The organism is Thalassospira sp. MIT1004 (assembly GCF_001858545.1).
GTDB classification, from domain to species: domain Bacteria; phylum Pseudomonadota; class Alphaproteobacteria; order Rhodospirillales; family Thalassospiraceae; genus Thalassospira; species Thalassospira xiamenensis.
In genome coordinates, this window is the sequence record NZ_MCAO01000020.1 from 1 (window position 1) to 10300 (window position 10300).

The window sequence follows — 10300 nt, forward strand, 5'->3', positions numbered from 1 at the left end:
CAAGGGGGCGGGGCCATGCCGGGGCTTGGGATGTCGGGTTTCGGGGCAGGTCGCGATTTTGTGAAATCGCGGTTTTCTGCCGATGTAAACGTTTCAAATGTTCATAAAACGGCAACAAATGCGTTATCAGACTGACTTGTAACTTGCCTATGGTAGGGGGCGTTACAGGAGTTCTGGTATGTCGTCAAAACCCACCATGCGCGATGTGGCGCGCAAGTCCGGTCTGTCGATTGCGACGGTATCGCGCGTGATCAATTTCCCCGGCGAGGTTCCGGCGGAGACCGCCGAAATCGTCAATACGGCGATGCGGTATCTGAATTACCGGCCCAACATCAATGGCCGCCGGTTGAAGATGAGCCAGACCCGCACGGTCGGCGTTCTGGTGCCGACCCTTGCCAACCCGGTATTTGCGACATCGGTGCAGGGGATCGAGCAGGAAGCCAATATCGAGGGGCTTACGGTTCTTCTGACATCGTCAAATTACGATCCCGAACGCGAAATGGGGGCGGTTTCAGCCCTTTTGAACAATCGCGTCGATGGGTTGATCTTAACGCTCGCCAATGCCGATAACAATCCGGTGGTGGATTTGCTGCTGGCCGAGAAAATCCCGTTCGTGTTGCTGTTTAACCAGCCCGAACGCGCCGATATCGCCGCGATCAGTGTTGATAACGCAAAGTCCGCCTTTGACATCACCAACGTCATGATTGCCAAGGGGCACCGGTCGCTTGTGATGGTGGCCGGCCAGTTTGAAAGTTCGGACCGGTCGCGCCAGCGCTATGACGGGTTTTGCCGGGCGCTGGATGAAGCCGGGATTGAGAAAAAGCATCTGGTGCAGGTGCGGTTTGGCGAGACCGATCTGGTGGAGCCATTACGCGATTTGCTGTTGGGGCCGGATCAGGTCACGGGGATTGTCTGTTCGACCGACATGCTGGCGATTGCCGCGATCAGCGCGTGCCGCACGCATGGGTTATCCGTCCCCGGTGATGTTTCGGTTGGCGGTATTGACGGAATTTCGGTGGGTGGGCTGATCACGCCAAAGCTGTGTTCGGCAGTTCAACCCACCCAGGAGATGGGCCGGCAGGCGCTTGCATTCCTGCGCGGCCTGATCAAGGGGCAGACAAACCCGCAGAGTTTGTTGCTGCCTCATCATCTAAGCGACGGGGACTCCATTGGAGCATTCCGAGGGGATTCCCGACGCCGTTCATCAACCCGAGTATAGGAAGATCAAAAGTGCGTTTCAAACAACTTGTCATGGGTGCGGCGTTTGCTGTTGTGGCTGCGCAGCCTGCCTTCGCCGAAGATGTTGCGATTTGCTATAACTGTCCGCCGGAATGGGCCGATTGGGGCGGGCAGCTTAAAAACATTGCGCGCGACCTTAAGATCGATGTGCCGCAGGACAACAAGAATTCCGGTCAGACTTTATCCCAGCTTCTGGCGGAAAAGGATAATCCGGTTGCCGATGTTGCCTATTACGGGGTTTCGTTTGGCATCAAGGCCAAAGAGGAAGGCGTTGTTGCCGATTACAAACCGGCCAATTTCGACAAGATCCCGGCGGGCCTGAAAGATGAAAACGGTGCGTGGTTTGCCATTCATTCCGGCACCATCGGGCTTTTTGTCAATACCGAAGCCCTTGGCGGTGCGCCGGTTCCGCAAAGCTGGTCGGACCTTCTGAAGCCGGAATACAAGGGCATGGTGGGCTATCTTGACCCGTCAAGCGCGTTTGTCGGTTATGCGGGTGCGGTGGCGATCAACCGGGCGATGGGTGGATCGCTTGACGATTTCACGCCGGGGATCGAGTTTTTCAAGAAGCTGAAAGCAAACGATCCGATCGTGCCGAAGCAGACCGCCTATGCGCGGGTTCTGTCGGGCGAGATTCCGATCCTGATCGATTATGATTTCAATGCGTATCGTGCGAAATACAAGGACGAGGCGAGTGTTGCCTTCGTCATCCCGACCGAGGGTACGGTTGCCGTTCCCTATGTCATGAGTCTCGTGAAAAACGGGCCGCATGCCGACAATGGCAAAAAGGTTCTGGATTATGTGATGTCGGATGCCGGGCAGGCCCATTGGGCCAATGCGTTCCTGCGCCCGGTGATTGCATCGGCGATGTCGCCGGAAGCATCCGAAAAGTTCCTGCCAGCCGCGGAATATGAGCGTTCCCAGCCGGTCGATTACGCCAAAATGGCCGAAGTTCAGGCCGGTTTTGGCGAGCGTTATCTGTCCGAGGTGCGGTAAGTGTCGTCGGTTGAACATATCAAAGAGGGGCGTTCGCGCCCTTCTTTCCCATGGGCTTTCGCATCCTCTTTGTTCGGGCGGGCAACGCCGGGGGCGGGAAGCCCGGCCATTCTGGCATTGTTGATGTTGCCCGGCCTGATCATTGTCGCGGCGTTTTTTATCCTTCCGATGGCGCTGGTGGCGATGCGGGTGGCGGATGGGCCCGACGGGCTTGCGACCTATTTCGTGATCCTGACCAATGATCGGTATCTGGCAAGCCTGATCCAGACGCTTGTGATGTCGGCGGGCGTTACGGTGACGGCCCTTGTGCTGTGCGGGATTTGCGGGCTGTTTCTGGTGCGTAACCGGTTTGCCGGGCGCAATGTGATTACTGCCCTTTTGACCTTGCCGCTCTCGTTTCCGGGGACGGTTGTTGGCTTCATGGTGATCATGCTGGCGGGACGGCAGGGCGTGATCGGGTCGGTCACGGATGCGCTTTGGGGCGAGAAGATTGTTTTTGCCTATGAAATCACCGGGTTGTTTGTTGGTTATCTTTATTTTTCGATCCCGCGGGTGATTTTGGCCGTGATGGCATCGGCCGAGAAGCTTGATCCGCAGCTTGAAGAAGCAGCACGGTCGCTGGGTGCTCCGACATGGCGGGTGGTCCGGGATGTGATCCTGCCGGGGCTTATGCCCGGTCTTGTGTCGTCGGGTGCTATCTGCTTTGCGACCGCGATGGGGGCGTTTGGCACGGCCTTTACGCTGGCGACCGATATCGATGTTCTGCCGATGGTGATCTATACCGAATTTACCCGAAACGCCAATATCGCGGTGGCCGCGGCCCTTAGCATCGCGTTGGGTGCGATGACATGGGCGGTTCTGGCTGCGGTGCGCGTTTTCGTTGGCAATGGTGCGACATCGGGCACCGGTGGGGGAGCGTGACCATGCGGCGTGACTGGAAATTTTACAGCCAGCTTGGCCTGACGATTGTGCTGTGCCTGTTTATCGTGGTGCCGGTGGTGATGTCGGCCTTGGCCGGGGTGACGGTCAATGTGTTCAAGGGGCTATCGTCGGGATTGACGTTACGCTGGATCTTCGAGGTCTGGGACCTTTATGCGCAAAGCATCCTGCTGTCGCTTGGCATTGCGATGGCGTGCCTTGTGGTGACGTTGGTGGCCGGTGTGCCGCTGGCTTATGTGCTGGTGCGACGGCCCAGCCGGATGATGCGGCTGTTTGAGGAATTGCTGACACTGCCGGTGGCCATACCGGGGCTGGCATTGGCACTGGCGTTGCTGATCACCTATGGCGGGGTCAGTGGATACAGATCAAGCTGGCTTTTCATCCTGACCGGGCATGTGCTGTTTACCCTGCCTTTCATGGTGCGCTCTGTCGCGGCCGTGATGGCGGCGATGGATATGAAGATGCTTGAAGAAGGGGCGGCAAGCCTTGGTGCCGGGTTCTGGCGGCGGTTCTTTGGCGTCATCGTGCCCAATGCCAAGCCGGGTATTCTGGCAGGGGCGCTTATGGTGGTGACGTTATCCATCGGGGAATTCAACCTGACCTGGATGCTGCATACGCCGCTTACCAAGACATTGCCGGTCGGCCTTGCCGATGCCTATGCATCCATGCGCCTTGAGATCGGCAGTGCCTATACCCTGATTTTCTTTGTTTTGATCATGCCGTTGCTGATTGCGATGCAGGCACTTGCCAACCGGGGCAGTCGCGCATCCAAGCGCATTGATACGGCGGAGGATACATTATGAGTACGCAGATCAGACTTCGCAATTGTGCGAAAACCTTTGCCGATGGCACGCGCGCCCTGGCCCCCTTTGACCTGACGATTGAGGGCGGGGAAACGATTGTTCTGCTTGGTCCGTCGGGATGCGGCAAGACGACGATTTTGCGCATGATTGCCGGGCTTGAATTTCCCGATGCAGGTGGCGTGATCAGCTTTGACGGGGATGATGTCACCCGCCAGTCGATTGAAAAACGCCGGGTCGGCATGGTGTTTCAGTCCTATGCGCTGTTTCCCAATATGACGGTGGCGGAAAACGTTGCCTATGGGCTTAAGGTGCATGGGGTGCCGGGCAAAGAACGCGATGCACGTGTCGATGCGATGCTGGAAATGATGCATATCGATATGCTGGCGGATCGTGCGATTGATCAGCTTTCGGGCGGGCAGCGCCAGCGGGTGGCATTGGCGCGCGCGATTGCGGTGCAGCCACGTGTCCTGTTGCTTGACGAGCCCCTGACCGCACTGGATGCGAAACTGCGCGTAAGGTTGCGCACCGAGATCAATGCGCTTCTGCGCAAGCTTGGCATTACCGCAGTTTACGTCACCCATGATCAGGAAGAAGCCATGGCGCTGGGGGATCGGATTGTGGTGATGCAAAAGGGCGAGATCGCCCAGATCGGCACCCCGCGCGAGATTTACCGCAAGCCGCAAAACCCGTTTGTTGCCGATTTCGTCGGCGCGGCCAACCGGATGACAGGGCAGATGCGCGACGGGCGGTTGCATATTGGTGCCCATGTTTTTGATGCGGTCGATGCGTTTGATCCGCGCCACGGGGCGATTATCGATCAGGGCCCGGTGGAGCTTTATTTCCGGGCGGACGGGCTTTCGCCCTGTGATCTGGACGAGGCGCATTTTACCGGCCGGGTTGAGGCGGTATCCTATCTGGGCGAACGGTTGCGCCTGACCGTGTCGGGGATCGGCCCGCAGGCGATCACGATGGATACCCATGCCGATGACGTGATTGAAGCCGGGGCCGATGTGCATTGCCGGGTCAATGCCGACCGGCTGACGGTTTTTCCCGCTGTTGCGGCCCAGTCATAAAACAAAAGAAAGAAATCAAAGAAAATGCTGATTGCACAATTGACCGACCTGCATATCGGGGCGGGCCGCAGGCTTGCCTATCGCAAGGTGGATACCGCAGGTGCGCTTGAAAAGGCGGTTGCCCATGTGACGGCAATGGTGCCGCGCCCGGATGTGGTGCTGTTTACCGGCGATATCGGGGATCTTGGAAGCCGGGACGAGTATGCGCTGGTGGCGGAAATCCTGACCAAACTGACGATCCCGTATTTCATGGTGCCGGGGAACCATGACCGGCGTGGGCCGCTTCGCGCGGCTTTCCCCGATGCAACACCGGTCAAAGGGACGACGGCATTCGTCAATTATGTTGTCGATGATTTTCCGTTGCGCCTGATCGCGCTTGATACGCTTGACGAGGGCAGGCCGGGTGGTGTTCTGGGGAAGGCACAGCTTGACTGGCTGCGCGATGTGCTTCTGGACGGAACGGGGCGCGATTGCGCGATTTTCATGCATCATCCGCCGATCCGAACCGGGATTGCCCATATGGATGCGCAAAATCTGGGCGCGGGGGCGGATGAGCTGGCGGCAATCGTTTCGGTGCATCGCGACCGGATCAAGGCGATTTTCTGTGGGCATGTGCACCGCCCGATCCATACGATATGGGCCGGGGTGCCGTTGATGATCGGACCATCGGTGGCCCATCAGGTGGCATTTGATTTACGCGCCGATGGACCATCGGCCTTTGTCATGGAACCGCCTGCGATGCATTTGCATGTCTGGGACGCCGGGCAGCACAGCCTGATGACGCATCTGGCCTATCTTGACCGGTATGACGGACCGCATCCGTTTTTCGGGCCGGACGGGAAGCTGATTGTCTGACCTGTTTGGCGGCAGTTTTTGCGCTTCTTTCTGCCTCTATGGCGGATGGGGCGCGGAGGACTGGATTCCCGCCTTCGCGGGAATGACGGCGGGGGAGTGGGGGATTATTTCCCCACCCCGACCTTGATCGCGAGTTTGCGAAGCGGGCCGATGCGGTTGATGGCGGTCAGCCCGGCATAGCGGAGATCGCGCAGCGTTCTGGGTTCGAACATGGATGCGCGGTTAAGCAGATCAATGCCGCCAACGCGCGCCAGCGTTTTGGGAAGCTGCTTGCGTTCGTAGGATTTGAGCAACGTGGTCGCGCCGATATCGTCGCCCTTGAGCTTGGCCTTTGCCATCAGGTCGGCCAGGGTTTCGATGTCATGGAGGCTCATGTTAAGCCCCTGTGCGCCAATCGGCGGGACGACGTGGGCGGCTTCGGCGACCAGCGCAAGCCTTGCCGAAATCAGGCGTGACGGGACCTGTGATATCATCGGCCAGACCGCGCGCGGGCTTGCGACCGTAAGCGGGCCAAACATCGACATGGTGTCACGGGTGATTTCAGCCGAAAGGGTGGCGTCATCCATGTTGTAAAGCTGCTGGGCGCGGTCGGCGGGCGTCATCCAGACGACGGACGAGCACGGTTTGCCATTGAGATCGGGCATGGGAACCAGGGTCAGCGGCCCGCCGGTGCGGTGGATTTCGGTCGAGATATTGTCATGCGGTTTGTCGTGGGTGACGACAAAGACCAGCGCACTTTGATCATAGGCCCAGCGGCGATGCTTGATTCCGGCAAACTCGCGAAGCGATGAGTTGCGGCCATCGGCGGCGACGACCAGCTTGGCGCGGACGGTTTCATCGCCGGATAATGTGGCCTCGCCATAACGCGCGGTGCCGGTAAAGCCGGTAACGGTGGTGGAAAAGCGGAAATCGACATTGGGCAGCGTTTCAAGTTTCGCCGTCAGCGAAACACGCGCGGCCTTGTTCGAGACATTCCAGCCAAAGAAGCCCTGATTGGTTTCGGCCCCGTCAAAATCGGCGGTTTCGCGCGGGGTCATTTCATTGCCCCCGGCATCGACGATGCGCATGACGCGAAGTTCGGCACCCGTCGGTTTGATCGCGTCCCAGACACCAGCCTTTTTAAGGGTTTCGATACCGGGTTGCAGGAAGGCGGTGGTGCGAAGGTCCGTCCCCTCGCCAATGTCGGCGGGGGCAGGATCGACAATCATGATCCTGTGGCCGTCGGCGGCAAAGCGGGCCGCCGCACTCATGCCGGCGATGCCGCCGCCTGCAATCAGAATATCGGTTTCGATCATGTTTTTATCCCTGTTTTATTCGGGCTTCAAATCCGGGCGCAGTGTCGCATGTTGGTGGCCGGGCCGCAATGTGCCCGCAATGTGCCTTGGCGTGCAGTTATACGCAATGGCTTTGGCAGGTGGTTTGATGCAGATCGGGGCAGGTCGAAAATTATCGCGACGGATGGCTTGCCCCGCGCGTTGGTTTTGGCCATTTTGGGCGCACAAATCTTTGACCGTGAAGGGGGTGGTAATGCTGGCATGGGTTTATCTGTTGGGCGCGATCTGCCTTGAAGTGGTCGGGACGGTGTCGCTTAAATTTTCCAACGGTTTTACCGATTGGCGGTTTGCGGTTTTGAGCCTGTCGCTTTATGGCGTCAGTTTCTGGGTGCTGTCATTGACGTTGCGCACGATCCCGGTCAGCACGGCCTATGCGGTGTGGTCGGGGCTTGGCACGGCGGCGGTGGCGGTGATCGGGATGATGTTTTTCAAGGAACCGATGAGCGTATTAAAGGCGGTTTTCCTGTTGATGATCATCGGCGGGGTCGTCGGGCTTAACGCGATCAGCGGCAAGCATTAGGATTTCAGCACGATTTTCAACAACAACCCTAACCTGCATCAGTCCTGAAAATACAATTGGCGACTACAATATCCGACAGGTGTTTCTTTTCCAGCCCCAGAGTATTTCGGGGGAACACTTCGGGATCGGTCTGTCTGGCCGAGCCGAACCGTGCTGGTCAAGGGGCTTGTTGTGGCGCATTATTCCTCGTCTATCGGTCTTGACACAAAATACGACCAGTTCCTGCAAATGCCGGTTGGTGATGACAGCAAAGGGACCAGTGTTACGGTTCTGTCGATGCTGGCACGGCTTGGTGTTGATCCGTGGCAGGAGGCATCCGACCTTGCGGCGCTGCCGAAAAAATCCGCGTGGGAACGGCTTGACGGGCTTGTTGCGCGCTTTACCGATGTGCCATCGGTGATTGCCGAACGTGCCGACGCGGTAAGCCGAATGATCGCATCCCTGCCCGGCGGGGAGCTGGCGGATCGTACGCGTCAGGCAAACGCAAGCAGAGGCACAGGCACAATACTGCCCGATATCCTTGGCAACCGGCTTTATCTGATGGTCGCGATTGCGTTTCTGGTGATTCAGGTCGCCGTTTTCTGGTTCGGCAAATAGAAACCCCAGCCGCCAGACCGATCTTTGTATCCCGGATTTATTCCCAAATTGTGCGCAAAGGCCAATTGATGACAGACAAAGACGATCTATGGGTGCTTGAAAAGAAGTTCTGGACCGAAGGGGCGGATGGTGTTCATCACCTGACGGCCAAGGGGGCGATTGCGGTTTTGCCCTATCCGGCGGGTATTCTGGTGGATGAGGCGATCTGGCGCAACAACGCGGTCGCCCAAAGATGGCGGACGGTGGCATTCAGCGATCTTGCTATCACGCGCAAGGGCGATGTTGCGGTTCTGGCCTATTGCGTATCGGCGGAACGGGCCGAAGACCCGATTTACGAAGCACTTTGTACCTCGACCTATCTGAACGATGACGGTGTGTGGCTGCGGTTGTCGCATCAGCAAACGCCGTCCGGCCCGCATGATTAAAGGCGGTCGCGATGGGGCTGATTTGCCTTTCAGATTATTTTCAACATAGCAGGAGACGACCAAATGTCGTTAGTCGGTACCATTCTTGTCGTATTACTCGTGATTTTCCTGCTGGGCGGGTTTAGCGGCCGCTTTGGCGGGTATGGCTATGGTTTTGGTCACACCAGCATCGGTTTGCTGGGCGTCGTGCTGATTATCGTGGTCGCGCTGGTATTGCTTGGCCGGATTTGATGGGGGGCTGATCCCTAGGCTGCTGCGGAAACCCCGCAGCAGCTTTGCAGGTCACGCGCGATATCGGTATGGCGCGGTTGCCAGCCGAGTTCGCGGATTGCCTTTTGACTGGTTATGCGGTGGCTGTGGGCCAAGCCCCGTGCCCATTGCCCGTATTCGCGGGCGATGTCATCGGGGCTGATATGCTCGATCTCGCAATCGGCCCGGCCAAAGGTTTGCGCGATCTGGCGGGCAAGATCGCCGGTCGCGATGCCCTCGATGCCAACCCCGATATAGCTTTGGCCGCGTTCGCCGTTTTCAAGCACCAGCCGGTAAAGTTCGGCCAGATCATCAGCATGGATCAGCGGCCAGATGACCGAACCATCCCCGACAATCCGGATGCGGTTTTCATCGCGCGCCCTGCGTGCCATGTCGTGAAGCGCCCCGCCCGGCAAGGTCGGGCGCGTGCGAGACGGCGGATCGGTGCGATAGACCGTGGCGGGGTGGATCACCATGCCATGCAGGGCCGGATCGGACAGGATTTTGGTCAGGCCTGCGATCATCCATTCAAAGCCCGGCTGCGGGGCAAAGGGCGTGGTTTCATCATGGACGTGATCGCCCGATTTGCTTGACGGGTAAAGCCAGCTTCCGCCGGTATAGATGAAGCGCGGCAGGGCGGGGGCCTTTGGCCCGGACTGGCGATGCAGAACGTGCAGCAATTCGATCAGCATCCCGGCATCAACCGCGCCCATATCAGCCGAAAAATCACATGCGGCATGAATGACGGCATCGACGACCGGCAGTTTATCGCACCATGGGCCGGGATTGTGGATATCGCCCCGGATCGGCCATGCGCCCATGACGGCAAGATTGGCGGCACTGTTTTCGCTTCGTGCCAGGGCAAAAACATGATGCCCGGCCGAAACCAGATTGCGCACGATTGCCGTCCCGATCAGGCCGCTTCCACCCAGAATAAAAACACGCATCGCAATTCTCCTGAATTCGTGATGCGTTCGTTCATAGAACCTCAAGTAAGGGTAAGGTCAAGCGGGAATTTTGCGGAAAACAAAAAAGCCGGGCATGAGCCCGGCTTCAGACCGCTGACAAACCCCGTCATATTTTGGCGGGGTTTTGCTTTTAGAGGTTTTTGAAAGCCGGCTTGAGTGTGCCGAGGGGATTATCCCTCGGCGATTTGCCCCTTGGGGCCCAAAGCCAGGGCTATTTTCTTGATATTTTGGGCGGCGGCGGCCAGCAGACATTGGCATTTGACATTGATCAGTCCCCGGAACCTTGCATATCGATGACCGTG

The 10300-nt window shown here is 58.2% G+C and carries 12 protein-coding genes; 10 read left to right on the forward strand and 2 right to left on the reverse strand.

The window, feature by feature from the left end:
* The first annotated feature begins 178 nt into the window (after positions 1–178).
* Genes BC440_RS08495 through BC440_RS08520 form a run of 6 tightly spaced genes read left to right on the forward strand, consistent with a single transcriptional unit; the run spans position 179 to position 5905 of the window.
* Positions 179–1219 (forward strand): LacI family DNA-binding transcriptional regulator, encoded by a 1041-nt coding sequence (locus BC440_RS08495; protein ID WP_071239852.1) that lies wholly within the window; start codon positions 179–181, stop codon positions 1217–1219.
* A gap of 11 nt (positions 1220–1230) precedes the next feature.
* Entirely contained in the window at positions 1231–2235 is a 1005-nt protein-coding gene (locus tag BC440_RS08500) for an ABC transporter substrate-binding protein (protein ID WP_110252305.1), read from the forward strand.
* Complete coding sequence (locus tag BC440_RS08505; RefSeq protein WP_210766353.1) at positions 2236–3156, forward strand: ABC transporter permease; 921 nt, start codon at positions 2236–2238, stop codon at positions 3154–3156. It begins immediately after the preceding gene.
* 2 nt (positions 3157–3158) lie between these two features.
* A complete protein-coding gene (locus tag BC440_RS08510; protein ID WP_037987834.1) occupies positions 3159–3977 on the forward strand; it encodes an ABC transporter permease subunit in 819 nt (272 codons plus the stop codon).
* Positions 3974–5050, forward strand: a complete 1077-nt coding sequence (locus tag BC440_RS08515) for an ABC transporter ATP-binding protein (protein ID WP_071239853.1) — start codon at positions 3974–3976, stop codon at positions 5048–5050. The genes BC440_RS08510 and BC440_RS08515 overlap by 4 nt, the downstream gene beginning before the upstream one ends.
* 24 nt (positions 5051–5074) lie before the next feature.
* Positions 5075–5905, forward strand: a complete 831-nt coding sequence (locus tag BC440_RS08520) for a phosphodiesterase (protein ID WP_071239854.1) — start codon at positions 5075–5077, stop codon at positions 5903–5905.
* Positions 5906–6009: 104 nt separating this feature from the next.
* Here BC440_RS08520 and BC440_RS08525 read toward each other — a convergent pair whose 3' ends face one another.
* A complete protein-coding gene (locus BC440_RS08525) occupies positions 6010–7200 on the reverse strand; it encodes an FAD-dependent oxidoreductase (RefSeq protein ID WP_071239855.1) in 1191 nt (396 codons plus the stop codon).
* A 232-nt stretch (positions 7201–7432) separates the two neighbouring features.
* Between BC440_RS08525 and BC440_RS08530 the strand changes: the two genes are divergently transcribed.
* The 4 genes from BC440_RS08530 (at position 7433) to BC440_RS08545 (ending at position 9012) form a co-directional block, all read left to right on the forward strand.
* Entirely contained in the window at positions 7433–7759 is a 327-nt protein-coding gene (locus BC440_RS08530; RefSeq protein ID WP_037987828.1) for a multidrug efflux SMR transporter, read from the forward strand.
* A 150-nt stretch (positions 7760–7909) separates the two neighbouring features.
* Positions 7910–8356 carry a hypothetical protein gene (locus tag BC440_RS08535; protein ID WP_071239856.1) on the forward strand — a complete coding sequence of 149 codons (447 nt, stop codon included), beginning with the start codon at positions 7910–7912 and terminating at the stop codon, positions 8354–8356.
* A 68-nt stretch (positions 8357–8424) separates the two neighbouring features.
* On the forward strand, positions 8425–8781 hold the full coding sequence (locus BC440_RS08540) for a hypothetical protein (protein ID WP_037987943.1): 357 nt from the start codon (positions 8425–8427) through the stop codon (positions 8779–8781).
* Between the two features lie 63 nt (positions 8782–8844).
* Positions 8845–9012 (forward strand): DUF3309 family protein, encoded by a 168-nt coding sequence (locus BC440_RS08545; RefSeq protein ID WP_071239857.1) that lies wholly within the window; start codon positions 8845–8847, stop codon positions 9010–9012.
* Positions 9013–9026: 14 nt separating this feature from the next.
* On the opposite strand, the gene BC440_RS08550 is transcribed toward BC440_RS08545, so the two are convergent.
* Entirely contained in the window at positions 9027–9977 is a 951-nt protein-coding gene (locus BC440_RS08550) for an NAD-dependent epimerase/dehydratase family protein (RefSeq protein ID WP_071239858.1), read from the reverse strand.
* Between the last annotated feature and the right edge of the window lie 323 nt (positions 9978–10300).